This is a genomic window from Streptomyces sp. NPDC058701, from assembly GCF_042715295.1.
GTDB lineage: Bacteria > Actinomycetota > Actinomycetes > Streptomycetales > Streptomycetaceae > Streptomyces.
Genome location: NZ_JBHXSY010000010.1, coordinates 137,256 through 163,274 on the forward strand (window position 1 = coordinate 137,256; position 26,019 = coordinate 163,274).

Genomic DNA, 26,019 nt, shown 5'->3' on the forward strand with positions numbered 1-26,019 from the left:
GCCCGCGCCGGGCGGGCCGGTGGACCGGCGGGCGTACCGGCGGGCCGGCGGGCGGGCCGGCCTGCCCGGTCAGCTCGGGTCGGCCTTGCGGGCCGCCGTGGCGATCTCCTCCAGCACCTTCGCGGGCTGGCCGCCGGGTTGCACGGTCTTGCCGATCTTCTGCTTGATGTCCTCGCTGACGCCCGCCCAGGACTTCTTGCCTACGGGGTAGAGCCGGGAGTTCGGCAGGGCCGCCAGGAAGGTCTTGAGCTGCGGCGAGGAGCCGCCCGTGTCCGCCGCGGCGGCCCGGTAGCCGCTCGTGGTGACCGGCAGCAGGTCGTACTTCTCGGTGAAGGCCGTCACGTTCTTCGCCTGGTACAGGTAGTCGAGGAAGGTGCCGGACTCCTTGCGGTGCCCGTTCTTGAAGGCCATCACCCAGTCCGCGACGCCCATGGTCGGGTGCTCGGTGCCGTCCGCGCTGGGCAGGGCCACCATGCCGTACTTCACGCCCCGGTCGCCCGCCTGCTTGAGCAGCGTCGGGTGACCGTTGAGCATGCCGACCTCGCCGCGCGCGAACGCGTCGAAGGCGGCCTGCCGGTCCAGCTTGCCCGGCTCGACCGAGCCGGTCAGGCCCTGACCGACCAGCTTGTCCCGCAGGAACTCCAGCGTCTTGGCGTTGTCGGCGGAGTCGAGGGAGTAGTTCTCCTCGTTGTCCGTGTAGCCGCCGCCGCCCGCGAGCATCCACATCATCGTCTCGGCCTGGGCCTCCTCGCGGCCCAGCGGCAGCGCGAAGGGGGTCGGGACGCCCGAGCCCTTCAGCTTCTTCGCGGCGGCCTCCAGCTCGCTCCAGCTCTTCGGCTGCCAGGCGGTCCTGCCGTCCTTGGGGATGACGCCGGCGTCGCCGAGCAGCTTCTCGTTGTAGAAGAGCAGCCGGGTGCTGGCGACGAAGGGCAGGCCGTACTGGACCCGCTTGACCTTGCCCGCGTCGGCGAGCGGCGCCAGGAAGTCCGCCTCGGTCTTCACGGAGAGCAGCTCGTCCGCGGTGTACAGCTTGCCGTCGGCCGCGTAGTCGGCGTAGGCGCCGATCTGGGCGATGTCGGGGGCCTTGCCGGCCTTGACCATCGCGGCGACCTTGGCGTCGACCTCCGACCAGTTGAAGACGCTGACCTCGACCTTGATGCCGGGGTGCTGCTTCGTGAAGGCGTCGCCGAGGTCCTTCCAGTAGGCGGCGGAGGAGTTCTGCGGATTGTCCCCGTAGTCGGCCGCCACGACCCGGAGGGTCACCTCGTTGTCCCCGGCGAGTCCGTCGACGGCTCCGCAGCCCGTCAGCGTCACGCCCGTCAGGCAGAGTGCGGCGCCGGAGGCGGCCAGGCTCAGGTAACGGCGCTTCACAGTTCTCGTTCCACCCCTTGTTGTACGTACGATCCACGTAAGGTCTACACCACTTTGGCGACTGGTCCACATCCCGGGCGCGGTCCGTGTCCGCTTCGTATCCGGACCCGGGCCCCGATTTTGTATGGCCACTCAACAATCCCTCCCAATGGACTAGACCTTTCCCCGTCGAGCACGCGAGACTGTCCCCTGTGAAACCCGTGAAACACGTCATCGCCCTCGATGTGGGCGGCACCGGGATGAAGGCCGCCCTCGTCGCCGACGACGGCACCCTGCTGCACGAGGCGCGCCGCGCCACCGGCCGCGAGCGGGGTCCCGACGCCGTCGTCGAGACGATCCAGGACTTCGCCGCGGAGCTGCTGCGCACCGGCGCGGAGCGCTTCGGGCGGCCCGCGTCGGCCGCCGGGGTCGCCGTGCCCGGCATCGTCGACGCCGAGAACGGGATCGCCGTCTACGCGGCGAACCTGGGCTGGCGCGACGTCCCCCTGCGCGAGCTGATCGGCAGACGGCTCGGCGGCATCCCGGTGGCCCTGGGGCACGACGTCCGCACGGGCGGCCTGGCCGAGGGCCGCATCGGCGCCGGCCGCGGCGCCGACCGCTTCCTCTTCGTCCCCCTGGGCACCGGCATCGCCGGCGCCATCGGGATCGCCGGCCGCATCGAGGCCGGCGCCCACGGCTACGCGGGCGAGATCGGCCACATCGTGGTGCGCCCCGGCGGGCCCGCCTGCGGCTGCGGGCAGCGCGGCTGCCTGGAGACCCTCGCCTCGGCCTCCGCCGTCTCCCGCGCGTGGGCGGCGGCCTCCGGCGACCCCGCGGCGGACGCGGCGCGGTGCGCCGAGGCCGTCGAGGCCGGCGACGAGCGGGCCCGCGAGGTCTGGCTGGCGGCCGTCGGCGCGCTCGCCGACGGCCTGGTCACGGCGATCACCCTGCTGGACCCGCGCACGCTGATCATCGGTGGCGGGCTGGCCGAGGCCGGGGAAACCTTGTTCACACCACTACGGGCGGCCGTCGAGGAGCGCGTGACGTTCCAGCGGCTGCCGCACATCGTTCCGGCGGCCCTCGGGGACACGGCCGGATGCCTGGGCGCAGGGCTGCTCGCCTGGGACCTACTCGCCACGGAGGTACCCGCCTGATGTCCGGAAGCGCTCACAGCACCGTTCTCTCCGGCGCCAGGGTGGTGCTGCCCACCGGAACCGTCGCCAACGGCCGGGTCATCGTCGAGGGCGCCCGCATCGCCGGCAGCGCCCGGGAGGGCGCGGACGTCCTGGACCTGACCGGGCACTGGATCGTCCCCGGCTTCGTCGACATGCACAACCACGGCGGCGGCGGCGCCTCCTTCACCTCCGGCACCCCCGAGGAGGTCCTCAGGGGCGTGCGGACGCACCGCGAGCACGGCACCACCACCGTGGTCGCCTCCACCGTCACCGGCGACCTGGACGAACTCGCCCGCCGCGCCGGGCTGCTCGCCGAGCTGACCCAGCAGGGCGAGATCGCGGGCATCCACTTCGAGGGGCCGTTCATCAACCCCTGCCGCAAGGGCGCCCACAAGGAGGACCTGCTCCGCGACCCCGACCCGGCCGAGGTCCGCAAGCTGATCGACGCCGCGCAGGGCGCCGCCCGGATGTTCACCCTCGCCACCGAGCTGCCGGGCGGCCTGGAATCCGTACGGCTCCTCGCCGAGCACGGGGTCATCGCGGCCATCGGCCACACCGACTCCACGTACGAGCAGACGTGTCAGGCCATCGACGCGGGCGCGACCGTGGCCACCCACCTCTACAACGCCATGCCGGGCCTGGAGCACCGCGCCCCGGGCCCCATCGCGGCGCTGCTGGAGGACGAGCGGGTGACCGTCGAGCTGATCAACGACGGCGTCCACCTGCACCCGGCCATGCTGGAGCTGGCCTTCCACCACGCCGGCGCGCACCGCGTGGCGCTGATCACCGACGCGATGGACGCGGCCGGCTTCGGCGACGGGACCTACCACCTCGGTCCGCTGGAGGTCGAGGTCAAGGAGGGCGTGGCCCGGCTCGTGGAGGGCGGCTCCATCGCCGGTTCGACCCTCACCCTGGACACCGCCTTCAAGCGGTCGGTGACCCTGGACCGGCTGCCGGTGGAGTCCGTGGTCCAGGCGATCTCCGCGAACCCGGCCAAGCTGATCGGCCTGTACGGCGAGATCGGCTCGCTGGAGGCCGGCAAGTACGCCGACCTGGTCGTCCTCGACGCCGCGTTCGACGTCAAGGGCGTCATGCGGCGCGGCGAATGGATCGTCACCCCGGCCGTGCGGGCCGGTTCCTGACGGTCCGGCACACCGGCGGGACACGCACGGAAGGCGGTCGGCCCGCGGGACTGGGCCGACCGCCTTCCGTTTGGCATGATCCCGGCAGCAACAGACCCGGGAGTGCCCATGATCCTGACCGTCACGCTCAACACGGCGCTCGACGTCACCTACCGCGTGCCGCGGCTGCTCCCGCACGCCTCGCACCGCGTCTCGGACGTCGCCGAACGACCCGGCGGCAAGGGCCTCAACGTGGCTCGCGTCCTGGCCGCGCTCGGCCACGAGGTCACCGCCACCGGCTTCGCCGGCGGCCGGACCGGCGCCGTCGTACGGGACCTGCTGGCGGCCTTCCCCGGGGTGACGGACGCGCTGGTCCCCTGCGCGGGCACCACCCGCCGCACCGTGGCCGTGGTGGACGCGGCCTCCGGGGACACCACGCAGTTCAACGAGCCGGGCCCGCTGATCACGGCCCCGGAGTGGTCGGCGTTCCTGACCCGGTACGACGCCCTGCTGGCCGGCGCCGAGGCCGTCGCCCTGTGCGGCAGCCTCCCGCCGGGCGTGCCGGTGGGCGCGTACGCGGTGCTCGTACGGGCCGCCCGCGCCGCCGGGGTCCCGGTGCTCCTGGACACCGGCGGCGAGGCCCTGCGCCGCGGGGTCGCCGCCCGGCCGGAGGTCATCAAGCCGAACGCCACCGAACTGGCGGAGCTCACCGGGTCCCGCGACCCGCTCCCCGCCACCCGTGACGCCCGCCGCCGGGGCGCCCACGCGGTGGTCACCTCGCTCGGCCCGGGCGGGCTGCTGGCCGCCACCCCCGACGGCACCTGGCAGGCCGCCCCGCCGCGCCCGCTGGCCGGCAACCCCACCGGGGCCGGCGACTCCGCGGTCGCGGGGCTGCTGTCCGCCCTGACGCAGGGCCTGGACTGGCCGAGCCGCCTCACCCGCGCGGTCGCCCTCTCGGCGGCCACGGTCCTCGCCCCGGTGGCGGGAGAGTTCGACCGGGGCGCCTACGAGGAGTTGAGGCTCGGCGTCCGCGTCACCGACCGGAGCGCAAGCTGAACCCCTTCCGCATGCCCGGGGCACGGACGGTCCGGCAACGGAACCGGCCCCCACCGCGCGAGCGATGGGGGCCGGGTTCAGCCGACGGGCGGGCCGGCCGGGCGGGAGGTCAGCGCCGGACGTGGCCCGAGGCCATCTCCAGCTGGTCGAAGACCACGTCGCACTGGTTGCCCGTCTCGCAGGAGATCTTCACGTTGTTCGTGCCCTTCTTGAGGGTGATCCAGGCGTAGGTGGTCGTCCACCCCTTGTCCCAGGCACCCTCCGAGGCCTTCGCGAAGTTGGCGAGGTTCAGCGCCTGGTTGGGGCTCTGACCGTTGACCGTGAGCGTCGCCTTCGCGTCCTTCCCGGGCACGCCGTACTTCACGTAGACCGTGTAGTCGCCGGCCGACGGGACGTCGACCGTCCAGGTCAGCGCCGCACCGGGCTGGTTGAAGCCGCCCACGTACTGGCCGTCGCCGCTCTTGGCTCCGGGCACCGTGCTCTGCAGCTGCGCGCCGCCCGTGAGCACCATGCCCGCGCCCGAGGCGTCCGCCTTCGGAAGGGGGGCCTCCGAGGGCTTCGCCGAGGCGCCGGGGGTCGGGGACGCCGGCTTCTGCGGGGCGGCCGACTGCTGGCCGCCGTCACCGCCCGCCTTCTCGTCGGTCTTCTCCTTGCCGTCACCGCCGAAGGTCAGCGCCGCGCCGATGCCGATCACGACCGCGCCGACCACGGCGACCGCCGCGATCAGCAGGCCCTTGCGGCTGGAACCGCCGCCGCGGCCCGATCCCCCGTGGCCGTGGCTCCCGCCGCCGCCGTGCGAGGAGATCGCCTGGGTCTGGGAGGACTGCGACGCACCGCCCTGCTGCGGCGGGACGCCGTAACCGCCGGCCTGGAGTGCCTCGGGGGCCTGGTACTGCGCCTGGTAGGACGGCTGGCCCTGCGGGGGAACGGGGCCCCGGGGGCCGCCGCCGCTCCTGCGGTCGCCGACCGTGCGCACCTGGTGGTGGGAGGTCCGCGGGACACCGGGCTGCGTACCGGGGTGACCGCCGCCCGGGCCGGGGTAGCCGTATCCGCCCTGACCGGGCGGGGTGGCCCCGGCGGCCTGGCCGTCCTCGTAGAGGTAGCCGAACGGATCGTCGTCCTCGGGCTTGTTCGCCCCACTGTGCGAGCCGTTGTTCGCGGGCGTCGTCATCGCAGGTCACTCCTTTCGACCCCCGGGAGCCTACCCCGAACGCATGCGCCCCCGAGCGGCCGATCGCCTCATCCGGCCCGGCGGTGCGACTTCGACCGCGACCGCTTCTCGATGTACATCCGCTGGTCGGCGGAGCGCAGCACCTCGTCGGCGGACATCCCGCAACTCGCCCATCCGATCCCGAAACTCGCTCCCACGCGGACCGCGCGGCCGTCGACCCGGATCGGCGGGATGATCGCGTTGCGCAGCCGGACCGCGAGGTCGGCGGCGTCCGCGGCGCCCAGACCGTCGGCGAGGACGACGAACTCGTCACCGCCCAGCCGGGCGACGGTGTCGCCGTCCCTGACGCCGGTCGTCAGCCGCCGGGCGACCTCGATCAGGACCGCGTCGCCCGTGTGGTGCCCGAACCGGTCGTTGATCGACTTGAAGCCGTCGAGGTCGCAGAAGAGGACCGCGAGCCCCTTCGTCCCGTCGTCGACGTCGGTCGCGGGCGCCACCGTGTGCACGTGGTGGTCGTACGGCCCGTCCGAGGGGCCCGCCACCGCCCCGGGAAACTCGAAGGGGTCGGCCCCGCCGAACCGGTCGGGGCCGACGGGCTGGAAGTCGGGCTGAAAGCCGTGCTCACCCGCACCACCCGCCTCCCCGTGCACTTCGTACCCCGTACGCACCTCGCGTCCCTCGTAGGCCGCGTCCAGGGCCTCGACCGCGGTGGCCCGCACGGACTGCGGGCGGCGGCACAGCCGGGCCCCGAGCCGGGACCTGAGCTCGGCGCTGTTGGGCAGGCCGGTCAGCGAGTCGTGGCTGGCCCGGTGGGCGAGCTGGAGCTCGTGCCGCTTGCGCTCCTCGATGTCCTCGACGTGGGTCAGCAGGAACCGCGGCCCGTCGGCGGCGTCCGCGACCACGGAGTTGCGCAGCGAGACCCATACGTACGTGCCGTCGCGGCGGCCGAGGCGCAGCTCGGCCCGGCCGCCCTCGGCGGAGGTGCGCAGCAGGGTGCCGATGTCCTCGGGGTGGACCAGGTCGGAGAAGGAGTAGCGGCGCAGTACGGAGGCCGGTCTGCCGAGCAGCCGGCACAGCGCGTCGTTGGTCCGCAGCAGACGGCCGTGCTGGTCCCCGCCCATCTCGGCGATGGCCATGCCGCTGGGTGCGTACTCGAAGGCCTGGCGGAACGACTCCTCGCTGGCGCGGAGCGCCTGCTGCTCGCGCTCCAGCCGGACCAGGGCCCGCTGCATGTTCGCGCGGAGCCTGGCATTGCTGATCGCAATCGCCGCCTGGAAGGCGTACATCTGGAGCGCCTCGCGCCCCCACGCCCCGGGGCGCCGCCCGTTGCGCGGTCTGTCCACCGAAATGACACCCAGAAGTTCCCCGCCGGACGCGTACATGGGCGCGTAGAGCCGGTCCTCGGGGTGCCACTCGTCCTCGAACCGCGGTTCGGGCCCCTCGGTGTGCCACTGGGGGACGTCGTCCTCCATGAGGACCCAGCCCTCGGTGTGCGGGATGAAGCGGAGCCCGTCCCAGTTCTCACCCATCGTCAGGCGGCGTTCCCAGGAGGCGCGGGAGCCGACCCGGCCGGTGATGAGGGCCTCGGCGGCGGGGTCGCCGGCGAAGGCCGCGACGACGAGATCCCCGTCAGGACGTACGAGGTTGACACAGGCGAGTTCGTAGCCGAGCCCCACGACGATGCCGTCCACCACGGTCTGCAGGGTGTCCGCCAGGCTCCGGGCCGTATTGAGCTCGGCCACCACCCGGTGCAGCTGCCGCAGGGTCGCAAGACGGACGTACGGCTCCGACTCGGTCTCCATTGCTCGCTCTCCCCGAGACCTCGACAGCAACTCCAGGTTTGTCATCGGCGTTTCGTTGCGGTGTCCCGTCCACTGAATCACAGTGAGCTGTGCGGCAGGTACACAGGGTCAACAAATCTTGCCCTCTGTGACTCAAGTCACATGAGATGAATAACGGTACGCAACGGACCTCCCGGGCTGGAAGCACTCCCCCCGCCTTCCCGTGAGCAAACGATACGCCCGGGCCTAGGACGAGAGGCGGGGGCGCGACTCGGCCCGGGGCCCGATGTGCGCCGGGGAGCGCGAGATTAGCGTTTCACCGTGCACCAGACGACCCCCGTACCCACCCTGCCCGAGCGAACCCCCCATGCTGAGGGCGTGAGCAATGACGAGTTCCGCGCCGCGATGGCCCGGCTGGCGGCGGGCGTGTGCCTGATCACCGCGCACGAGGCACCCCTGACGACCGGCGGTCCGCGCGGCGAGGACGTCGGCATGACGGCGCCGCCTTCATGTCCGTCTCGCTGGACCCGCCGCTGGTGGTCGTGAGCCTGCGCGAGGGCTCCCGGATGGACGACCTGCTGGCGGAGCAGCCGCTGTGGGCGGTCTCGGTGCTCGCCGACCACCAGCTCCAGATCGCGGGCCGCTTCTCGATGAAGAACCGGATCAGCGACCGCCTGCTGTTCGCGGACCTCCCGTACGTGCGCGGCGAGGCCTCCGGGGCCCCGCTGCTGACCGGCGCCCTGGCCACCCTCGAATGCCGTACGGAGAACCGCGTGGAGGCGGGCGACCACACCCTGGTCGTCGGCCGCGTGCTGACGGCGGGGCTGCCGTCGCCGGACTCGCCGCCGCTCACGTACTTCCGCGGGCGCTACCGGCACCTCGGGCAGTAGCGGGGACCGGGGGCGGGGCGCACGGGACCGGGCGCGGGGACCGGCCGTAGGGACCGGCCACGGGGACCGGCCGCAGCTTCCGGCCTGGGGGCGCGGCCGGAAGGGCGTGCACGCCGGTGCACGGAGCGCGCGGCGGCCCGGAGGGGCGTGCGGCCGCACGGGGGGCGCGCGGCTGCCGGTGCGCTACCAGTCGCGGCCGGTGCGGCCCCGCTTGGTCTCCGCCCTTGCCTTCTTCTCCCGCAGCCGGCGCTCGTTGATCCCGCGCGGGATCTTGGTCGCCCGGCGCTGCCGAGGCGGCGGCGCCGTCGCCTCGGCGAGCAGCGAGGTCAGCCGGACCAGCGCCATCTCCCGGTTGCGCAGCTGCGAGCGGTGCTCGGAGGCCCGTACGGTCACCACCCCGTCGACGAGGCGGGAGGCGAGCCGCTCCAGCGCCCGCTCCTTCCACACCTCGGGCAGCGCCTTGGTCGCCGCGAGGTCGAAGAGCAGTTCCGCGCGGGAGTCCGAGGTGTTCACGTGCTGTCCGCCGGGCCCCGAGGAGCGCGAGAAGCGCCAGGCGAGCTCCGACTCCGGGAGCACGACCGAACCGCGAATGACATAGGGACCGGGCATGCCCCCTATGATCCGTGCCCGCGGCCGCTCCGTCACCCTTATTTCATTCGGGAACCCGGCAGGCCCCTCGTCGCGTTAGAGGGGACAGCGGTACTTTGACCGCCTGTACGTGCATGTTGGATGAGGAAAGGGACATTCCCATGGCTGTAAGCCTGTCCAAGGGCGGCAACGTCTCGCTCTCGAAGGAGGCCCCCGGTCTGGCTGCCGTCACGGTCGGCCTCGGCTGGGACACCCGCACCACCACCGGTGTCGACTTCGACCTCGACGCCTCGGCCATCGCCGTCAACGCGACCGGCAAGGTCGTCTCCGACGGCCACTTCGTCTTCTTCAACAACAAGTCCACCCCGGACCAGACCATCGTCCACACCGGTGACAACCGCACCGGCGAGGGCGCGGGCGACGACGAGGCCATCAACGTCAACCTCGCCGGCCTACCGGCCGACGTGGACAAGATCGTCTTCCCGGTCTCCATCTACGACGCCGAGACCCGCAACCAGAACTTCGGCCAGGTCCGCAACGCGTACATCCGCGTCGTGAACCAGGCCGGCGGCACCGAGATCGCCCGCTACGACCTCTCCGAGGACGCGGCGACCGAGACCGCCATGGTCTTCGGCGAGCTCTACCGCAACGGCGCCGAGTGGAAGTTCCGCGCGGTCGGCCAGGGCTACGCCTCGGGCCTCACGGGCATCGCGCAGGACTTCGGCGTCAACGTCTGACCGGTTGACCGACTGACCGACTGACCGTCGACCGTCGACGGTCGACCGTCGACCGACTGACCGTTGTCCGGTGGTCCTGTTGTTCGGTCCGTCTGCCACTCGGCCGACACCTGTACTGGTGAAGCCCCCTCCCGGCCGTCCGGGGAGGGGGCTTCGCTACCGTTCGACAGGTGATCATCCACCCGCTCGTCCCCGTGGACGGCGCCCTGCCCGGCCCGGTCCTCACCGAGATCGCCGCCCTCTACGCGACGAACCACGCCTTCTTCGAACTGAGCGGGGACTTCCCCGATCCCGGTCGCATCACGGTCGAGCAGGTCGCGGCCGCCCTCGCCGACGAACTCTCCCACCCCGGCGCCGAGGTCCTCCTCGCCCGCTCGGCGGGCCGGCTGGTCGGCCTGGCCACCACCCTCGCCCACCATCCCGACCCGGCGTCCGAGGACCCCGACCCGTGGATCGGACTGCTGCTCATCGACGCCACCGCGCACCGCGAGGGCTACGGCACGACCGTGGCCGGCCTGGTCGAGGACCGCTTCCGCGCAGCGGGGCGCGCCGGGCTGCGGCTCGCGGTGCTGGACAACAACCCCGGCGCGCTCGCCTTCTGGGAGTCCCGCGGCTACGCCTTCGTACGCCGGGCCGAGGACCGCGAGCGGGGCCGCGCCTGCGTGGTGCTGCGCAAGCCGCTCGAAGCCCCGTAGACCCGCGGTCTAGGGGGCGCCGCCCGGGCGGCCCTTTCCGTACAGCCAGACGTCCCAGACGTCCTTCAGGTCGTGTCCCGTCGTCTTCTCCGCGTAGGCGGTGAAGTCGGCCGTGCTCGCGTTGCCGTGCCGGTGCTCGGCGGCCCAGCCGCGCAGCAGCGCGAAGAACTTCTCGTCGCCCACCTCCTGCCGGACCCGGTGCAGGACCATCGCCCCGCCGTAGTACACCGGGTTCCCGGAGATGTCCGCGGGCCCGGGCGGGGCGGCCGGCGGGAAGGCGTCCCAGTCGGAGTCGGCGTTCTCGTCGACCTCCGTGTCTCCCTCCAGGAAGGCGTCGAACTCCTCCTGGGCCGTGGGCCCGTCGTGGTCCTCGGTCCACAGCCACTCGGCGTAGGTGGCGAAGCCCTCGTTCAGCCACATGTCCTTCCAGGTCTCGGGCGACACCGAGTTGCCGAACCACTGGTGGGCCAGCTCGTGCAGGACGAGCTCCTCACTGCCGGGCGCCCCCGGGAAGACCGGCTTGGTCTGCGTCTCCAGCGCGTAGGCCAGGGTGCCGGCGGGCAGTACGACGGCGCCCGCCGTGCCGAACGGGTACGGGCCGAACCGGCCGCTGCCCCACTCCACCATCTCCGGCAGCCGCGCGAGGACCCCGGCGCTCGACGCGGCCTCGTCGGGCGTCACCGCGTTGTAGAGGGCCACCCCGGAGGGCGTGCGCCCCGTGGTCACCCGGTACTCCCCGACGACGGCGGTGGCCAGGTAGCTCGCCATCGGCTCCGGGTTGTGCCACGCGAAGGCGGTCCGCCCGGCGCCGGCCGGGGTGCGAGAGCGCAGCGCGCCGTTCGACACGGCCTCGTAGCCGTCCGGGACGGTCAGCGTGATGTCGTACGCGGCCTTGTCGCTGGGGTGGTGGTTGCCGGGGAACCAGGTCATCGAGCCGACCGGCTCGCCGACGCCGACCGCACCGGCCGCCGCGCCCGCGCCCCCGGCGCCTCCCGGGGTGGTGATCCAGCCCTCCTTGGAGCCGTCCGGGTCGGTGAGGGCCTTCGGGTGACCGCTGTAGTCGACCTCCGTACGGAAGACCTCGCCCTTCTTCAGGTCCTCGGCCGGCCGCACGGTCAGCTCGTTCCCGGTGCGGTTGTACCGGGCGCCCTCGCCCTGCACGGTCACGGCGTCGACGCGCAGCCCGCTCAGGTCCAGGTTGAACGAGCTGAGGCCCTGCCCGGCGCGGGCGGTGATGACGGCGCGGCCGCGCAGCCGGTTGCCGGCGGGTTCGTAGTCCAGGTCCAGGGCGTAGTGCTCGACCTGGTAGCCGCCGTTGCCGGCCTTGGGGAAGTACGGGTCACGCAGCCCCGACGCACCCGGCCGCCCCTGCACGGTGCCGCCCGTACACGCCGTGGTGAGGGCGAGGAGGGCGGCAGCGGCGGGGACGGCGAGGCGGGAGGAGCGGGATCGGGCGCGGTGTTCCACGCACTCGATCCTAAGCGGGGGACGGGGCGGGCTACTTGCCCAGCGCGTCCGCTCCGGCCTTGGCGAACTTCTCGTCCAGGTCGCCGCTGGGGGCGCCGGCGACGCCGATGCCGGCCACCGGGGCGCCGTTGGCCTGCACCGGGGTGCCGCCGCCGAGGAAGAGGGTGCCGGGGATGTCCTTCAGGTTCGGGGTCTGGGCGAGGCGGCCCACGAGGACGGAGGTGGGCGCGTTCCAGGACACGGCGGTGAACGCCTTGCGCTCGGCGGACTCGTAGGACTGCGGGCCCGCGCCGTCGCCGCGCAGGGTGACGATGGTGTTGCCGTTGCGGTCGACGACCGCGACCGTCACGCGCTGGTTCTCCTTCTCGGCGGCGTCCAGCGCGGCCCGGGCGGCGCGGGTGGCGGCGTCGACGGTGAGGTGGGTGGAGGTGGTGAAGTTCCGGTCGTCGTCCTTCTTCGCCGCGGCGGCGGCCGGGGCGGCGGCGGACGCGCCGGCCGGTGCGGCGGTGGCGCTGGCGCTGACGGCCCCGAAGGTCCCGGCACCGATGACGGCGGCGAGGGCGGTACCGGTGAGGACGCGGGTACGGGTGTTCATCTCTGCTCCTGAGGACGGTGACACGGGGGGCGACATCGGTGGGGCCGTCCGCTCCGGTGGTGCGGGGCGGGCCGGCTCCTCCACTGCTCCAAGCCTGGGTCCGGAACCCCCGCCGGCCCGTCCCCGTACCGGCTCCCGCCGCCGACCGCACCGGTTGACCCGGGGGTCAACCGATCGGCCGATGCGCCGCCCCCGACTCCGGTATTGGCTGACACCACCCCTCCCCCACCAGGAACAGCGCCGGCGGCGCGACCGGGCCCGCCCCCGCCCGAACACCCACCCCGGCGGCAGCCCCGGCCGCCCCCACGGAACCGGATCCGGACGCCTGTCCCGCACCAGGCCGGCCCGGCCCGACCCCGAAGCCCCGCCCCACCGGGGCACCGCCCCACGGCCCCATCGCCCCACGGCCCCGTCGCCCCACCCCGCGCCGCCCCGCGAGGGGACCGCGCCGCCCCGCGCGGACCCGGCAGGATGGGGAGGGCCGCACCCCCCACCCCAGGAGACCCCGTGAGCCACCCCCCACCGCGGCGACCGGACACCCGCACCCTGGCCACCGTCACGCACGCGGCGTTCTTCCTGCTCCTGGGCGCCTCCCTGGCCCGGTTCCTGCTCCGCCACCCCGGCGAACCCCGCACCCCGTGGATCATCGCGCTCAGCGTCACGCTCTCCCTGCTGTACGTGCTCGGCCCCGCGGTCGGCGCCACCCCGCCCCCCGACGCCCGGGCCGCCGGGGCCGGGGCCGCCGCCCCCGCGGCCACCGCACCGGCCCCGCCCCTCGGGCGGCTGCTGTGGCTCGGTCTGGTCGTCGCCACCTGGGTGGTCCTCGTCCTGCTCGCGCCCAGCTTCGCCTGGTGCGCCGTCCCGCTCTTCTACACCGCCCTGCGCACCCTCCGTCCCCGCGCGGCGGTCGTCCTCGTCGCCCTCCTCACCACCTTCGTCGTCCTCGCCCAGCTCCAGCTCGCCACGGCCTTCGACCCGAACCTGCTCCTCGCCCCGCCCGCCGTGGCCGCCCTCGCGACCGCCGTCTTCGTCCACACGGAACGCCAGGCCGAGGCCCAGCGGGCCCTGATCGACGACCTCATCCGCACCCGCCGGGAACTGGCCGCCACCGAGCGCCGCGAAGGCACCCTCGCCGAACGGCAGCGGCTGTCCATGGAGATCCACGACACCCTCGCCCAGAACCTCTCCAGCCAGCAGATGCTGCTCCAGGCCGCCGACCGCACCTGGGACACCGACCCCGGCACCGCCCGCGCGCACGTCCGTACCGCCACCGGCATCGCCGCGCACGGCCTCGCGGAGGCCCGCCGCCTCGTCCACGACCTGGCCCCCTCCGAACTCGCCGACGGTGCCGGCCTCGCCGACGCCCTGCGCGCCCTGGACGCCGGCCCGCACATCGAGGTCCGCTTCCACCTCGAAGGCGCTCCGGCGCCGCTCCCCGACCGCGTCCAGTCGGCCCTGCTGCGCATCGCCCAGGGGGCACTGGCCAACGTCCGCGAGCACTCCGGTGCCCGTTCCGCCGCCCTCACCCTCAGCTTCCTGGGCGACCAGGTCGTCCTGGACGTCGCCGACGACGGCCACGGCTTCGGCGAGCCCCGCACCGGCACCGGCACCGGGATCGGGGACGGGAACGGGAACGGTCCCGGCACCGCCCGCGCCCCCGAACGCGGCCACGGCCTCCCGGCGATGCGCGCCCGCGTGCGCCAGCTGGGCGGCACCCTGACCATCGAATCCGCGCCCGGAGAAGGCACCGTCCTCTCCGCGGCCGTCCCCCTGGAGCCCACCGGATGACGACGATCCTGCTCTGCGACGACCATGTGGTGGTCCGCGCCGGACTGCTGGCCCTGCTCGGCAGCGAGCCGGACATCGAGGTGCTCGGCGAGGCGGGCAGCGGCGAGGAGGCGGTCGCGCTGGCCGCCAAACTGCGGCCCGACGTGGTCCTGATGGACCTCCAGCTGGGCGAGGGCATCGACGGCGTGGAGGCCACCCGCCGCATCACGGCCCTGCCCGGGCCGCCGCACGTCCTGGTCCTCACCACGTACGACACGGACGCCGACATCACCCGCGCCATCGGCGCGGGCGCCACCGGCTACCTGCTCAAGGCGGAGCGGCCCGAGGAGCTCTTCGCGGCCATCCACTCCGCGGCCGCCGGGCGCACCACCCTCTCCCCGCCGGTGGCCAGCCGTGTGATGGCCCACATGCGCGGCACCCGCCCCACCCTGACCGACCGCGAGCTGGACATCCTCGGCCAGCTGGCCCGCGGCCTCGGCAACCGGGACATCGCGCGGGCCCTGTTCATCAGCGAGGCCACCGTCAAGACCCACCTGGGCCGCATCTACGACAAGCTCGGCGTCGACACCCGCGCGGGAGCCGTGTCGGTGGCCAAGGAACAACGCCTCCTGCCGTGAGCACCGCCGCCGTACCCCGCCGCCGCCGTACCCCGCACGGCCGGGGGCGGGGGCGGCCCGGACCCGTGACACCATCGGGTACGTGCTCGACATCGGCTACTCCCTCTCCCGGCGCTTCCCGGACCCCCCGCAGACCGACTACCGCTCGGCGGACGTCCACACCCTGCGCCACGACCTGTTCTGCGGGGACGTCTACCTCGCCGACACCCACGCGGACCGGGAAGTATCCACAGCCTGGGGATGGGTGCCCGTACTGGACTTCGCCTGGGCCCTGTGCGACATCGTCGAGCAGCTCGACCAGGACCCGCGCGGCAGCCGCTCCGCCCACCGCCAGTACGCCGAACTCGACTTCACCGAGTCCACGGACCGGATGCTCTTCGAGCGCCGCTTCGGGTGGGTCGACGTCGAGGCCGACTGGATGCCGGCCGAGGAGGCGCCGCTGACCTTCAGCCACCGCCTGCTGCGCCGCGAGGCCCGCGACTTCCTGCACGACGTGATCGCGGACCTCGTCGACATGCACGAGGGCCTCGCCGACAACCCGGCCATCTGGACCCTCCAGTCCCGCTTCCCCCGCGTCCCGGCGTAACCCCCCGCCACCCCCACCGGGGGCCGACACCAGCCCACGGGGGCCGATACCACCCCCACCGGAGCCGACATCAGCCCACCGGGGCCGATGCCAGCCCCGCCGCAGCCGACACCAGCCCCGCCGGGGGCTGAATCCAGCCCGCCGGGCCAGCATCAGCCCCGCCGGCGTTTGAGGCGCGGGGTCCGGGGCGGAGCCCCGTGGCCCCCGAGCAACCCGCCCCCGCCCGGCCCGAGCCCCCGCCCCCACCGCCCGGCCGGCGCCTGGTCCGCCAGGCCGGGCCCGGCCGGGCAGCGCAAGGCCCGCCCAGGCCAGCGCCGGCGCCCCGGCACCGCTACGCAACCACCCGTACCCCCAGCTGCGCAGCCAACGCCGGCGCCAGGTCGAACAGCTGCGCCGGGCTGATCACCGCCCCGGACAGCGCCTCCACCCCGCGGGCGATCTCCAGCACGGCGGCGTCCCGCAGGTCCACGTCCGTCATCCGTACCCCGGAGAAGTCCGCCCCCCGCACCGCGCAGTCCCGGAACTCCACCCGCTCCAGCACCGCGCCCGCGAAGTCCGGCTCCACGAGCACGCACCCCTCGAAGACCACGTCCTTGAGCCGCGCCTTCCGCAGGTTCAGGTAGTCGATCTTCCCCCCGCGCACCACCACCCGCTCCAGCACCGCCCCGTGCAGCTGCACCCCGCCCAGCCGGGCGTCCACCAGCTCCACGTCCCGCAGGGACGCTCCCGACAGGTCCGTCCCCACGCCCCGGACCCCCTCCAGCACCGAGTCCAGCACGCGCGCCTTCGCCAGCCCCGCCTCGTCCAGTACGCAGCGCCGCACCGCGCAGTCCATGAACCGGGCCCCGATCCCCTCCTGCCCCGTCAGATCCAGGTCGGCGAACTCCACCCCGTCGTAGTCGCCGTCAGGCTCCAGCTCGCCGTCCGCCCACACCGCGAGCTCCGGCAGCCGCACCTCCGGCCGCTTCGCCTCCTTCACCGCCTTCACCGCCTTCACGGCCTCCACGCCCTTGGCCGTCCGCTGCTGCTGCCCGTTTCGCGCCATTCCCCCATCCTGGCGCACCGCACCGACAACACCCCTTGACCTCGAGCCCGCTTGAGACAAGAGCCCGACCCCATGCCGACACCCACGCCAAGCCCCACGCCGATGCCCGCACCCCCTCCCTGCACGCCGTCCGCCTCCACGCCTTCGGCCCCGCCGAGAACCTCACCTACGAATCCGCCCCCACCCCCGTACCGGCCCCCGGCCAGGTCCGCATCGCCGTGGCCGCCGCCGGGGTGCACCTCCTCGACACCGCCCTGCGATACGCCGAGTACGCCGCTTACCCCCTCGCCCAGGCGGCCGCCGCCCACCACGCCCTGGAGACCCGCGCCACGACGGGCAAGGTCATCCTCGAACCTTGACCCTCCCGGGCCGCCCCCCGCCCCCCGCCAGCCCGCGGAGCGCGTCGTCCGTCAGGCGGTGCACCGTCCACTCGTCCATCGGCGCCGCCCCGACCGACCGGTAGAAGTCGAGGGCCGGGGTGTTCCAGTCCAGGACCGACCACTCCAGCCGCTCGTACCCCCGCTCCACGCAGGTCCGCGCCAGTTCCGCCAGCAGCGCCTTGCCGTGGCCGCCGCCGCGCGCGCCGGGGCGTACGTACAGGTCCTCCAGGTAGATCCCGTGCGCCCCGCGCCACGTCGAGAAGCTCAGGAACCACACCGCGAAGCCCACGGGCTCGCCGTCCTCGGACTCCGCGATGTGCGCGAACACCGCCGGCCGCTCGCCGAACAGCGCCTCCCGCAGCTGCTCCTCGGTCGCGCGGGCCTCCCCCGGCACCTTCTCGTACTCCGCCAGCTCTCGGATCATGTCCCGGATGACGGGAACGTCGGCGACACGCGCGTTACGGATCATCCCCGCACTCTAGACATCACGCCCCATCAGCAGCTCCGCCACCGCCCGTTGCTCCTCCGGCAGCCGTTCCTCCCCGTCCTCCACCTCCCACAGGCAGTTCTGCAGCACCCGCGCCAGCGTCCACGCCCGCGCCCGTTCCCGGTCCGGCCCGACCGCCTCCGCCAGCAGGTCGAACCGCCACCGCACCTCCTCCGCCGCGAAGTTGTTCACGATCGCCGGCAGCAGCTCGAAGCCCGCGTCCCCCGCCAGGGGCTTCGGGTCGATCGCCAGCCACTCCCCGCGGCCCCCGGCGCCGCCGCCCAGCACGTTGCCGTCGTGCAGGTCCCAGTGCAGCAACCGGTCGCCGGGCTCCCCCGCCACCTCCGCCAGCGCCGCCGCGCAGTCCGCCAGCACCCGCCGGTCCCGCCCGTCCGCCAGCCGCCCCAGCGCCCGCGGTACGTCCTCCAGCATTCCGGCCGCCATCGCGCCGAGCCCCCGCAGGCCCGCCGGAGCCGGCGTCGCCGTCAGCCGCACCAGCAGCCCGGCGACCACCTCCACCGCCGCGCGCGCGTCCCGCTCCGCGACGGCCGTCAGCGGCCGCCGTTCGTCCAGCCGCTCCAGCAGCATCGCCCCCGACGCCGCGTCGTGCTCCCACAGCCGTACGGCGCCGTCCCCGTCCCACGCCCGCAGCGCCACCGGCTCCCCGGCCGTCTCCTCGTCCACCGTCTGGAGCTTCAGCGCCGCCGGCGTACCGTCCGCCCGCTCCACCGGCAGCACCAGCGCGGCCACCCCGTGCATCCCCGGCCCCGTACGCCGCAGTTCCCACCGCTCCAGGAACCGCCCCGCCAGCGCGGGCAGCCCCGCGATGAACGCCCGGCCCGCGTCGCCGCCGTACGTCGCCTGCGCCTCGACCAGACCCGGCGGGATCTCGAAGCCTCCGGCGTCCCCGGCGTCCCCGATCTCCCTGACGTTCCCGACCCTGTCGACCATGGTCCCGAGGCTACGGCGGCCGCTTCCGGGGTAGCCACACGGCGCACGAACCCCACCCGCACGAACACCACCCACCCGCACCAGCCATACAGGGAGACCGACCGCATGAGCGTGTCCGACCGCTACCGCACGTCCTGGGACGGCTTCTGGGAGCAGAGCTCCGGCGAGCCGGGCGAGCCCTTCTGGGACGCCGATCCCGCCCGCACCGCCGCCCGCGACCTCCCCCGCCTCACCCCGTACGCCGACCCGGGCCTCCCCATCGCCGACCTCGGCTGCGGCAACGGCACCCAGACGCGCTACCTCGCCACCCGTTTCCCCCGCGCCGTCGGCGTCGACCTCTCTGCCGCCGCGGTCGTCCACGCCCGCCGCGCCGACCCGGAGGGCACCGCCGCGTACGAGCAGCTCGACCTCGCCGACGCGGACCAGGCCCCGGCCCGCGCCCTGCACGCCCGCCTCGGCGACACCCACGTCTACATGCGGGCCGTCCTGCACCAGAGCGACCCCGAGGACCGCCCGGCCGTCGCCGCGGCCGTCGCCGCCCTCGTCGGCGCGCGGGGCCGTGCCCTCGTCCTGGAACCCACCGGCGACGCCAAACGGGTCATCGCCGCCATCGCAGAACAGCCCGGCGGCCCCTCCCTCAAACTGCGACGCGTCAAGGAGCACGACCTCCGCCCCGGCGAGGTCGCCGAGGGCGAGGTCGCCGCACTGCTGCGCGGCGCCGGCCTCACCGTCCTGGAGGAGGGCCCCACCACCCTCGCGATGAGCGAGAACCGCGCGGACGGCTCCCCGGTGGAACTGCCCGCCCGCTGGTTCGTCGCGGGCCGCCCCTGACCCGCACGGCTCCGCCAACACGCCACCCGCCACCCGCCACCGGCACCCGGCATCCCCCAACACCCCACCCCCACCGCCTACCCGCCGCCTCCACCCTTCCCGACTCCGGCCTCCCCGAGCGCCGCGGCGAGCGCCGCCCCGTCGAAGATCGACCCGGCGGCACGCTTCCCCAGCGGCTTCCCGTCCAGCACGTGCGGCGCGTCCCCCCGGCCCACGACGACCGTCCCGCCCTCCACCCGGGCCGGCAGCTTCGCCAGCCGGTCGGCGATCGGGCTGGTCCGTACGACGAAGGCCGCGTCGGCGTCCGCCGTCGCGTCCGCGCCGCCGCCCCCGCAGCCCGCCGCGGCCCCGCCGAGGAGGGCCGCCACCGCGACCGCCACGACGGCGCGACCCGCGCGCCCTGCCTTCCGCACCCGCGCCACGAACCGCACCTCTCCACTGAAACAATGACAAACCCCCCGGCCCACCGTACGGATCGCCACCCCGCCCCCGCATCGGTCCTTCGGCCTCCGATCCGCCCCCGGAACACGACACTCCGTCCCTGGACACCCCTTCGGAACCGGGTGTAGCAACTCCTCCATGACGATCAACGGCGGCATCTCCTTCTGGTACGCGACCGACCCCACCGCCCCGACCACCCCACCCCGCGCGCCCCTCACCTCCCACGCCACCGCCGACGTCGTCATCGTCGGCGGCGGCTACACGGGCCTCTGGACCGCCTACTACCTCAAGCGCGCCGCCCCCGACCTGCGCGTCACCGTCCTGGAGCAGGCGTTCTGCGGCTACGGCGCCTCCGGCCGCAACGGCGGCTGGCTCTACAACGGCATCGCCGGCCGCGACCGTTACGCCGCGCTCCACGGCCACCCCGCGGCCCTGCGCCTCCAGCGGGCCATGAACGACACCGTCACCGAGGTCGTCGAGACCGCCTCCTCGGAGGGAATCGACGCCGACATCCACCGCGGCGGCGTCCTCGAAGTCGCCCGCACCCCCGCCCAACTCACCCGCCTGCGGGCCTTCCACGCCACCGAGCTCTCCTTCGGCGAGACCGACCGCGAGCTGTACGACGCGGCCGCCACCCGCGCCCGCGTCAACGTCGCCGGCGCCCTCGGCTCCAGCTGGACCCCGCACGGCGCCCGGATCCACCCCCTCAAGCTGGTCACCGGGCTGGCCGCCGCCTGCGAGCGCCTCGGCGTCGTCATCCACGAGTCCACCCCCGTCACGGGGATCGCCCCCGGCCGCGCCGTCACCCCGTACGGAACCGTCCGCGCCCCCCACGTCCTGCGCTGCACGGAGGGCTTCACCGCCGCCCTCAGGGGGCAGCGCCGCTCGTGGCTGCCGATGAACTCCTCGATGATCGTGACGGCCCCGCTCCCCGCCGCGGTCTGGGAGTCCCTCAACTGGTCGGACGCCGCAACCCTCGGCGACACGGCCCACGCCTACATGTACGCCCAGCGCACCGCCGACGGCCGCATCGCGATCGGCGGCCGCGGCGCCCCGTACCGCTTCGGATCGCGCGCGGCGGGCGCCGGGAACACCGGGCGCACCGAGCCGGCCACCATCACCGCCCTCACCGACCTCCTCACCTCCTTCTTCCCCCAGCTCACCGGTACGGAGATCACCCACGCCTGGTCCGGCGTCCTCGGCGTGCCCCGCGACTGGTGCGCCACCGTCAGCCTCGACCGCGCCACGGGCCTCGGCTGGGCGGGCGGATACGTCGGGTCGGGCGTCGCCACCTCCAACCTGGCCGCCCGCACCCTGCGCGACCTCGTCCTCGGCGAGCCCACCGACCTGACCGCGCTGCCCTGGGTCGGCCACCGCGTCCGCCGCTGGGAACCGGAACCGCTGCGCTGGCTCGGCGTCCACGCCCTGTACGCGGCCTACCGCGCGGCGGACCGCCGCGAGGCGTCCACCGGCAGTCCGCGGACGACCCCCCTGGCCCGCCTGGCCGACCGCGTGGCGGGCCGCCACTGACGGCACGGCGAAGGCCCCGGACGGCGAACGTCCGAGGCCTTCGTGCGCGGAGCCCCCTGTCGGGTTCGAACCGACGACCCCCGCTTTACAAGAGCGGCGCTCTGGCCAGCTGAGCTAAGGAGGCGAGGCGCTCTCACTCTACACAGAGGCCCCTCACCGGGACCATCACGTTGTCGCCGCCGCCGGGCGGCCCGTCCGGCCGCGCGCGAGGGCGCACGGAAGCACGCCGGGCCGACAATCGGGTCCGTCAGGGTGCTGACAGGAGCCGTTTGGACGGGTAGCGTCGAGCGGAGTCCGACAACTGGACTAGACCTTCCACTCGGATCGTCCGGCACGTTCCTGCCGGTAGAAGGGATTCACCACCATGGCTTCTGTCACTTTCGACAAGGCGACCCGCCTGTACCCCGGCGGCGACAAGCCCGCCGTCGACCAGCTGGAGCTGGAGATCGAGGACGGCGAGTTCCTCGTCCTCGTCGGCCCCTCCGGCTGCGGCAAGTCCACCTCGCTGCGCATGCTGGCCGGCCTGGAGGACGTCAACGGCGGTTCCATCCGCATCGGCGAGCGCGACGTGACGCACCTGCCGCCCAAGGACCGGGACATCGCGATGGTGTTCCAGAACTACGCGCTGTACCCGCACATGTCCGTCGCCGACAACATGGGCTTCGCGCTCAAGATCGCCGGCGAGGACAAGGCCACCATCCGCCGCAAGGTGGAGGACGCGGCGAAGATGCTGGACCTGACCCAGTACCTCGACCGCAAGCCGAAGGCGCTCTCCGGCGGCCAGCGCCAGCGCGTCGCCATGGGCCGCGCGATCGTCCGCAAGCCGCAGGTCTTCCTCATGGACGAGCCGCTGTCGAACCTGGACGCCAAGCTCCGCGTGTCCACCCGCACGCAGATCGCCGCGCTCCAGCGCGACCTCGGCATCACCACCGTCTACGTCACCCATGACCAGGTCGAGGCCATGACGATGGGCGACCGGGTCGCGGTCCTCAAGGACGGTCTGCTCCAGCAGGTCGACACCCCGCGGAACATGTACGACCGCCCGGCGAACCTGTTCGTCGCCGGCTTCATCGGCTCCCCGGCCATGAACCTCGTCGAGGTCCCGATCACCGACGGCGGCGTGAAGTTCGGCGACAGCGTCGTCCCGGTGTCGCGCGAGGCGCTGTCCGCCGCGGCCGACGCGGGCGACCGCACCGTCACGGTCGGCGTCCGCCCGGAGCACTTCGACATCGCCGCGACCGGCGGCCTGACCGTCACCGTGAACGTCGTCGAGGAACTCGGCGCCGACGGCTACGTGTACGGCTCGACCTCCGCCGCCGACGGCTCGCAGGACCTCGTGGTCCGCGTCGGCGGCCGCCAGGTCCCGGAGAAGGGCTCCGAGCTCCACGTGGTGCCGCGGGCCGACGAGATCCACGTGTTCTCGACGTCCTCGGGCGCACGGCTCTCCAAGTAGCCGCCGCGGCACGGTCCGACGCACGAGAAGGGGCGCCCCCCAAGGGGCGCCCCTTTCGCGTCCGTTGCCCCGCGCGGCCAGCCGCCAGAACCCCGACAGAACGGGCCATTCGGCCCCAACCGTCAACCCCGTATTCGAAAAGCCACGTCGAACCATCCCCCGACAGGGTGACTAAATGTCGCCAAATCTTCACCGAGCGCTACTCTCGCCCTCGTGACCCACACTGCCCGCCGTATCGGCCGTTCCCTCGCCCTGGTCCTGCCCGTCGTCCTGGTCCTGTCCGGGACCCTCGCGGTCACCATGGTCCCCTGGGCGGACACTTCCTCCTCCCGGATCCTGACCGCCTCCGCCGAGGACGTCTCCGTCCCCGCCAAGCCGCGCGCCGCACAGGACGTACTGCGCGACAAGCTGCTGAGCGAACTGCAGCAGGGCGAGGAACCGGGGGACGTCCTCACCCACCTCCAGCAGGAGGTGGACCGCAGGCCGTCGCTGGCCGAGCACTGCGCGGGCATCGCGCGGGCCCTGGGACGCGCCGCCGTCGACGCGTACGGCCCGACGAAGGCCCAGTCCTTTGCCCGCCCCGTGTGCGACACCTCGTACGCGACCGGCGTCGCCTCCATGGGCTGACACCCGCCGCATCCCTACGCTGGCGGTCATGACCGACGCAGCTCCCGAACCCGCAGCACCCCAACCGTCCGATCCCGCAGCCGCGTTCCCCGCCGCACCCGTCCAGGCAGTCGTCCTGGCGGGAGGCCAGGGTTCGCGGCTGCGGCCGTACACGGACGACCGCCCGAAGCCGATGGTCGAGATCCCGGGGACCGGCGTGCCGATCATCGGGCACCAGCTGGCCTGGCTCGCCTCCGAGGGCGTCACCGACGCGGTGGTCTCCTGCGGGCACCTCGCCGGCGTGCTCCAGGAGTGGCTGGCCGGGGCGCGGTTGCCGCTGCGCGTGACCACCGTCGTCGAGGAGGAGCCGCTGGGGCGCGGCGGCGGCCTGAAGTACGCGGCCCGCAGCCTCCCGTACCCGGAGCTGCCCTGGTACGCGACCAACGGCGACGTCTGGACCCGGTTCTCGCTCCGCGAGATGGCGGCCTTCCACGCCGAGCGGGGGGCGACGGCGACGCTGGCACTGGCCCGGCCGCGCATCCCGTGGGGCGTGGTGGAGACCAACGAGTTCGGCCAGGTGCTGGACTTCATCGAGGCTCCGCAGTCGCCGTACCCCGTCAACGCCGGGGTGTACGTCTTCGGGCCCGAATTCGCGCCACTGCTGCCGGACTTGGGTGACCACGAGCGCACGACCTTCCCGCGGCTGGCGCGTGAGCGCCGCCTGGCGGGCTTCCCGCTGCCCCAGGGGGCCTACTGGCGGGCGATCGACACCGCGAAGGACCTGACCGAGGCCGCACGGGAGTTGGCCGCGCAGACGGGCTCCTGAGGCTTTTCACACGCCCGTACGGGGCCTCGCGCACCCGCACGACACCCCGTGCGCAGCCCCCCGCGGGCCCCGCCCCCGCTGCACGCGAAGGGGCCCGGCACGCTGGCGCGCACCGGGCCCCTCGTGGTTCGGCCGGACTCAGCCGAGGAGGCCGCCGACCAGACCGGGCTTCTTCGGCGCAGTGCTCCCGCCGGTCCCGCCGGTACCGCTGGTGCTCCCCGAGGAGGAGGACGGCGGCTTCTGCGGGGCGGACTGCCGGGGGGTGCTGCGCGGGGTCTGCTGCCGGCCGGTCGCGCCCTTCGTGGCGGAGGGCGACTTGGACCCGGATCCGGTTCCGGTTCCCGCGGTCTCCCGGGCGGGCTCCCCGCTCGCGCTCCGGCCGGACTTGGCGGCCGGTTCGGAGGCGGTGGCGGACGGCTTGGCCGGCGCCCTGGTGGGCTGCTGCGTCGGCTGCTGCCGGACGGGCGCCTTCGGGAGCGGCTGGCCCGGCAGGTAGTTGCTCGGCGGCTCTCCCGGCCCCGGGACGGTGACCACGGTGCTGGAGCGGACGGCCCCGCCGAGCAGCGAGCCGACGAGCAGGGTGAGCCCGCAGACGACGGTGGCCATGACGGCCCCGCGCCGCAGGACCCGACGCCGCAGCCGCCAGACCTCGGAACGCGGCCCGAGGGTGCGCCAGGCCTCGCCCGCGAGCCGCCCGTCGAGGGAGTACACCGGGGCGCCGGCGATGATCAGCGGGCTCCAGGCGGCGAGGTAGATGATGTCGGGCGCGTCGTACGCGGGAACCGTCTTCCAGCTCACCGTCATCAGCAGCGCGGCGGACAGCAGCGCCCCGAAGCTCGCGGCGAACCGCTGCCACAGGCCGAAGACGGTGAGCACGCCCACGATGACCTGGAGGAACGCGACGCTCAGGCCGGCGCCCACCGGGTGCGCGAGCGCGAAGTCGCGCAGCGGCTCGGCCAGCGCCCACGGGTGCAGGGTGTGCAGCCAGGTCACCATGGAGCCGCGCTCGCCGCCGTCGAAGTAGACGGGGTCGCACAGCTTGCCCATGCCGGCGTAGATGGAGATGAACCCGAGGAAGACGCGCAGCGGGAGCAGCACGACGCCGAGGTTCATCCGGCGGCCCGGATAGTAGGAGGCCTGTGCACGGCTGTCGGCGGGCCGCCGGGAGTCCTCCCCGGGCCCGGCGCCGCCCGGCGGCTGCCCGTACGGGAGGTCCCGTACGGCGGCCAGCGGGCGCGTCTCGTCCGGGTCCCCGTAGCTGCGCTGGCCGATGACGGTCGGCGCGGCGAGCGTGTCGTCGGCGAGGTCCTGGGCCAAATCCACCCGGGGGATGGTCTGGGTGGCGCCGCCGTCGTACTCGTCGTGGCCGCGCCCGGCCTCCCGCACGGCCTGGAGGAGTCCCCCCATGGCGGCCGAGTCGCCGGGAGCCGCCTTGCCGCTCCACACGACGGGGGCCCGGCGGCGGGTGGCTCCGGCCGCGGCGACCACGGCGCCGCCGAGGACGGGTGCGCGGCCGGGGGCGTTCGCGGGCTTGGAACGCGCGCTCGGGCTCGGTGCGAGCCGCACGCGGAAGCTGGCGTGGTTGACGATGACCTGTGCGGGATCGCACGGCACCTTGACCATGCTCAGCGCGGGCTGGTCGTCGAACCCTGACGTTCTGGTGTCCACACTCATCTAACCGAGTGATCAGTGTTTAGGACACTGCCTTGACGTCAGGGATCTGTCCGAGACCCGTCAAGATCAAGCCACCCCGCCCGTAACGGGCGGGGTGACACGCGCACGGGTCACTTTCCGTGAGCCAAGTGGATCAAACCGACCGGACCGGTCGGAGCGGTCGGAGCGGTCCCGCGGA

24 protein-coding genes, 1 tRNA gene and 2 pseudogenes are annotated in these 26,019 nt (G+C 74.0%); 15 read left to right on the forward strand and 12 right to left on the reverse strand.

Annotated features, from left to right (window positions below):
- Window positions 1–69 precede the first annotated feature (69 nt).
- The gene (locus ACFWW8_RS13880; protein WP_386528124.1) at window positions 70–1,356 is read right to left on the reverse strand and encodes an extracellular solute-binding protein; all 1,287 of its coding nucleotides are present in this window, start codon (window positions 1,354–1,356) and stop codon (window positions 70–72) included.
- Window positions 1,357–1,571: 215 nt separating this feature from the next.
- On the opposite strand from ACFWW8_RS13880, the gene ACFWW8_RS13885 reads away from it, so the two are divergent.
- The 3 genes from ACFWW8_RS13885 to ACFWW8_RS13895 all read left to right on the forward strand — a co-directional run bounded on the left by ACFWW8_RS13885 (window position 1,572) and on the right by ACFWW8_RS13895 (window position 4,702).
- Entirely contained in the window at window positions 1,572–2,504 is a 933-nt protein-coding gene (locus tag ACFWW8_RS13885) for an ROK family protein (RefSeq protein ID WP_386528127.1), read from the forward strand.
- Entirely contained in the window at window positions 2,504–3,667 is a 1,164-nt protein-coding gene (gene nagA, locus ACFWW8_RS13890; RefSeq protein WP_386527888.1) for an N-acetylglucosamine-6-phosphate deacetylase, read from the forward strand. The genes ACFWW8_RS13885 and nagA overlap by 1 nt, the downstream gene beginning before the upstream one ends.
- A gap of 108 nt (window positions 3,668–3,775) precedes the next feature.
- A complete protein-coding gene (locus tag ACFWW8_RS13895; RefSeq protein ID WP_386527890.1) occupies window positions 3,776–4,702 on the forward strand; it encodes a 1-phosphofructokinase family hexose kinase in 927 nt (308 codons plus the stop codon).
- A gap of 109 nt (window positions 4,703–4,811) precedes the next feature.
- Here ACFWW8_RS13895 and ACFWW8_RS13900 read toward each other — a convergent pair whose 3' ends face one another.
- Both ACFWW8_RS13900 and cdgB read right to left on the reverse strand, forming a co-directional pair.
- A complete protein-coding gene (locus ACFWW8_RS13900) occupies window positions 4,812–5,873 on the reverse strand; it encodes a CBM35 domain-containing protein (RefSeq protein WP_386527893.1) in 1,062 nt (353 codons plus the stop codon).
- Between the two features lie 68 nt (window positions 5,874–5,941).
- Window positions 5,942–7,675, reverse strand: coding sequence for a diguanylate cyclase CdgB (gene cdgB / locus ACFWW8_RS13905; protein WP_386527896.1), 1,734 nt, complete (start codon window positions 7,673–7,675; stop codon window positions 5,942–5,944).
- 357 nt (window positions 7,676–8,032) lie between these two features.
- Here cdgB and ACFWW8_RS13910 point away from each other — a divergent pair.
- Window positions 8,033–8,544 (forward strand): annotated as a pseudogene (locus ACFWW8_RS13910) (flavin reductase family protein).
- A 183-nt stretch (window positions 8,545–8,727) separates the two neighbouring features.
- Here ACFWW8_RS13910 and arfB read toward each other — a convergent pair.
- Window positions 8,728–9,153, reverse strand: a complete 426-nt coding sequence (gene arfB, locus ACFWW8_RS13915) for an alternative ribosome rescue aminoacyl-tRNA hydrolase ArfB (RefSeq protein WP_386527899.1) — start codon at window positions 9,151–9,153, stop codon at window positions 8,728–8,730.
- A 140-nt stretch (window positions 9,154–9,293) separates the two neighbouring features.
- Between arfB and ACFWW8_RS13920 the strand changes: the two genes are divergently transcribed.
- Both ACFWW8_RS13920 and ACFWW8_RS13925 read left to right on the forward strand, forming a co-directional pair.
- Entirely contained in the window at window positions 9,294–9,869 is a 576-nt protein-coding gene (locus tag ACFWW8_RS13920; RefSeq protein WP_267724528.1) for a TerD family protein, read from the forward strand.
- Window positions 9,870–10,039: 170 nt separating this feature from the next.
- Complete coding sequence (locus ACFWW8_RS13925; RefSeq protein WP_386527902.1) at window positions 10,040–10,564, forward strand: GNAT family N-acetyltransferase; 525 nt, start codon at window positions 10,040–10,042, stop codon at window positions 10,562–10,564.
- A gap of 9 nt (window positions 10,565–10,573) precedes the next feature.
- Here the strand turns inward: ACFWW8_RS13925 and ACFWW8_RS13930 are convergent, their stop codons facing one another.
- Window positions 10,574–12,031 (reverse strand): M1 family metallopeptidase, encoded by a 1,458-nt coding sequence (locus tag ACFWW8_RS13930; protein ID WP_386527904.1) that lies wholly within the window; start codon window positions 12,029–12,031, stop codon window positions 10,574–10,576.
- 31 nt (window positions 12,032–12,062) lie between these two features.
- Complete coding sequence (locus tag ACFWW8_RS13935; protein WP_386527907.1) at window positions 12,063–12,626, reverse strand: heme-binding protein; 564 nt, start codon at window positions 12,624–12,626, stop codon at window positions 12,063–12,065.
- A gap of 471 nt (window positions 12,627–13,097) precedes the next feature.
- Between ACFWW8_RS13935 and ACFWW8_RS13940 the strand changes: the two genes are divergently transcribed.
- The 3 genes from ACFWW8_RS13940 (at window position 13,098) to ACFWW8_RS13950 (ending at window position 15,617) form a co-directional block, all read left to right on the forward strand.
- Window positions 13,098–14,414 carry a sensor histidine kinase gene (locus ACFWW8_RS13940; protein ID WP_386527910.1) on the forward strand — a complete coding sequence of 439 codons (1,317 nt, stop codon included), beginning with the start codon at window positions 13,098–13,100 and terminating at the stop codon, window positions 14,412–14,414.
- Complete coding sequence (locus tag ACFWW8_RS13945) at window positions 14,411–15,031, forward strand: response regulator (protein ID WP_386527913.1); 621 nt, start codon at window positions 14,411–14,413, stop codon at window positions 15,029–15,031. Before ACFWW8_RS13940 ends, ACFWW8_RS13945 begins: the two co-directional genes overlap by 4 nt.
- Window positions 15,032–15,113: 82 nt before the next feature.
- Entirely contained in the window at window positions 15,114–15,617 is a 504-nt protein-coding gene (locus ACFWW8_RS13950; protein ID WP_386527915.1) for a hypothetical protein, read from the forward strand.
- A 331-nt stretch (window positions 15,618–15,948) separates the two neighbouring features.
- On the opposite strand, the gene ACFWW8_RS13955 is transcribed toward ACFWW8_RS13950, so the two are convergent.
- Window positions 15,949–16,662: a pentapeptide repeat-containing protein gene (locus tag ACFWW8_RS13955; RefSeq protein WP_386527917.1), complete on the reverse strand. Its 714-nt coding sequence runs from the start codon at window positions 16,660–16,662 to the stop codon at window positions 15,949–15,951.
- A gap of 119 nt (window positions 16,663–16,781) precedes the next feature.
- Between ACFWW8_RS13955 and ACFWW8_RS13960 the strand changes: the two are divergent.
- Window positions 16,782–16,946, forward strand: a pseudogene (locus ACFWW8_RS13960) (oxidoreductase); the annotation flags it as partial.
- Between the two features lie 58 nt (window positions 16,947–17,004).
- On the opposite strand, the gene ACFWW8_RS13965 reads toward ACFWW8_RS13960, so the two are convergent.
- Window positions 17,005–17,511, reverse strand: a complete 507-nt coding sequence (locus ACFWW8_RS13965) for a GNAT family N-acetyltransferase (protein WP_386527919.1) — start codon at window positions 17,509–17,511, stop codon at window positions 17,005–17,007.
- Window positions 17,512–17,520: 9 nt separating this feature from the next.
- The gene (locus tag ACFWW8_RS13970) at window positions 17,521–18,480 is read right to left on the reverse strand and encodes an aminoglycoside phosphotransferase family protein (RefSeq protein WP_386527922.1); all 960 of its coding nucleotides are present in this window, start codon (window positions 18,478–18,480) and stop codon (window positions 17,521–17,523) included.
- Between the two features lie 105 nt (window positions 18,481–18,585).
- Between ACFWW8_RS13970 and ACFWW8_RS13975 the strand changes: the two genes are divergently transcribed.
- Window positions 18,586–19,311, forward strand: coding sequence for a class I SAM-dependent methyltransferase (locus tag ACFWW8_RS13975; protein WP_386527925.1), 726 nt, complete (start codon window positions 18,586–18,588; stop codon window positions 19,309–19,311).
- Between the two features lie 77 nt (window positions 19,312–19,388).
- On the opposite strand, the gene ACFWW8_RS13980 is transcribed toward ACFWW8_RS13975, so the two are convergent.
- Window positions 19,389–19,733 (reverse strand): hypothetical protein, encoded by a 345-nt coding sequence (locus tag ACFWW8_RS13980; RefSeq protein ID WP_386527927.1) that lies wholly within the window; start codon window positions 19,731–19,733, stop codon window positions 19,389–19,391.
- Window positions 19,734–19,890: 157 nt separating this feature from the next.
- Between ACFWW8_RS13980 and ACFWW8_RS13985 the strand changes: the two genes are divergently transcribed.
- The gene (locus tag ACFWW8_RS13985; RefSeq protein ID WP_386527930.1) at window positions 19,891–21,282 is read left to right on the forward strand and encodes an NAD(P)/FAD-dependent oxidoreductase; all 1,392 of its coding nucleotides are present in this window, start codon (window positions 19,891–19,893) and stop codon (window positions 21,280–21,282) included.
- A gap of 50 nt (window positions 21,283–21,332) precedes the next feature.
- Here ACFWW8_RS13985 and ACFWW8_RS13990 read toward each other — a convergent pair.
- A tRNA-Thr gene (locus ACFWW8_RS13990) sits at window positions 21,333–21,406 on the reverse strand.
- 240 nt (window positions 21,407–21,646) lie between these two features.
- Here ACFWW8_RS13990 and ACFWW8_RS13995 point away from each other — a divergent pair.
- The 3 genes from ACFWW8_RS13995 to ACFWW8_RS14005 all read left to right on the forward strand — a co-directional run bounded on the left by ACFWW8_RS13995 (window position 21,647) and on the right by ACFWW8_RS14005 (window position 24,167).
- Window positions 21,647–22,735, forward strand: coding sequence for an ABC transporter ATP-binding protein (locus ACFWW8_RS13995; protein WP_386527932.1), 1,089 nt, complete (start codon window positions 21,647–21,649; stop codon window positions 22,733–22,735).
- Window positions 22,736–22,948: 213 nt separating this feature from the next.
- Window positions 22,949–23,362, forward strand: a complete 414-nt coding sequence (locus tag ACFWW8_RS14000) for a hypothetical protein (protein WP_386527935.1) — start codon at window positions 22,949–22,951, stop codon at window positions 23,360–23,362.
- A 28-nt stretch (window positions 23,363–23,390) separates the two neighbouring features.
- Entirely contained in the window at window positions 23,391–24,167 is a 777-nt protein-coding gene (locus tag ACFWW8_RS14005; RefSeq protein ID WP_386527937.1) for an NDP-sugar synthase, read from the forward strand.
- A 138-nt stretch (window positions 24,168–24,305) separates the two neighbouring features.
- On the opposite strand, the gene ACFWW8_RS14010 is transcribed toward ACFWW8_RS14005, so the two are convergent.
- Window positions 24,306–25,841 carry a DoxX family membrane protein gene (locus ACFWW8_RS14010; protein WP_386527940.1) on the reverse strand — a complete coding sequence of 512 codons (1,536 nt, stop codon included), beginning with the start codon at window positions 25,839–25,841 and terminating at the stop codon, window positions 24,306–24,308.
- Window positions 25,842–26,019 lie beyond the last annotated feature (178 nt).

Bases quoted from the DNA above. Each gene is read 5' to 3' on its own strand.
- nagA (WP_386527888.1), top strand. From the start codon at position 2,504: ATGTCCGGAAGCGCTCACAGCACCGTTCTCTCCGGCGCCAGGGTGGTG.
- ACFWW8_RS13895 (WP_386527890.1), top strand. From the start codon at position 3,776: ATGATCCTGACCGTCACGCTCAACACGGCGCTCGACGTCACCTACCGC.
- ACFWW8_RS13900 (WP_386527893.1), bottom strand. From the start codon at position 5,873: ATGACGACGCCCGCGAACAACGGCTCGCACAGTGGGGCGAACAAGCCC.
- cdgB (WP_386527896.1), bottom strand. From the start codon at position 7,675: ATGGAGACCGAGTCGGAGCCGTACGTCCGTCTTGCGACCCTGCGGCAG.
- arfB (WP_386527899.1), bottom strand. From the start codon at position 9,153: ATGCCCGGTCCCTATGTCATTCGCGGTTCGGTCGTGCTCCCGGAGTCG.
- ACFWW8_RS13920 (WP_267724528.1), top strand. From the start codon at position 9,294: ATGGCTGTAAGCCTGTCCAAGGGCGGCAACGTCTCGCTCTCGAAGGAG.
- ACFWW8_RS13935 (WP_386527907.1), bottom strand. From the start codon at position 12,626: ATGAACACCCGTACCCGCGTCCTCACCGGTACCGCCCTCGCCGCCGTC.
- ACFWW8_RS13940 (WP_386527910.1), top strand. From the start codon at position 13,098: ATGGGGAGGGCCGCACCCCCCACCCCAGGAGACCCCGTGAGCCACCCC.
- ACFWW8_RS13945 (WP_386527913.1), top strand. From the start codon at position 14,411: ATGACGACGATCCTGCTCTGCGACGACCATGTGGTGGTCCGCGCCGGA.
- ACFWW8_RS13955 (WP_386527917.1), bottom strand. From the start codon at position 16,662: ATGGCGCGAAACGGGCAGCAGCAGCGGACGGCCAAGGGCGTGGAGGCC.
- ACFWW8_RS13965 (WP_386527919.1), bottom strand. From the start codon at position 17,511: ATGATCCGTAACGCGCGTGTCGCCGACGTTCCCGTCATCCGGGACATG.
- ACFWW8_RS13970 (WP_386527922.1), bottom strand. From the start codon at position 18,480: ATGGTCGACAGGGTCGGGAACGTCAGGGAGATCGGGGACGCCGGGGAC.
- ACFWW8_RS13975 (WP_386527925.1), top strand. From the start codon at position 18,586: ATGAGCGTGTCCGACCGCTACCGCACGTCCTGGGACGGCTTCTGGGAG.
- ACFWW8_RS13985 (WP_386527930.1), top strand. From the start codon at position 19,891: ATGACGATCAACGGCGGCATCTCCTTCTGGTACGCGACCGACCCCACC.
- ACFWW8_RS13995 (WP_386527932.1), top strand. From the start codon at position 21,647: ATGGCTTCTGTCACTTTCGACAAGGCGACCCGCCTGTACCCCGGCGGC.
- ACFWW8_RS14005 (WP_386527937.1), top strand. From the start codon at position 23,391: ATGACCGACGCAGCTCCCGAACCCGCAGCACCCCAACCGTCCGATCCC.
- ACFWW8_RS14010 (WP_386527940.1), bottom strand. From the start codon at position 25,841: ATGAGTGTGGACACCAGAACGTCAGGGTTCGACGACCAGCCCGCGCTG.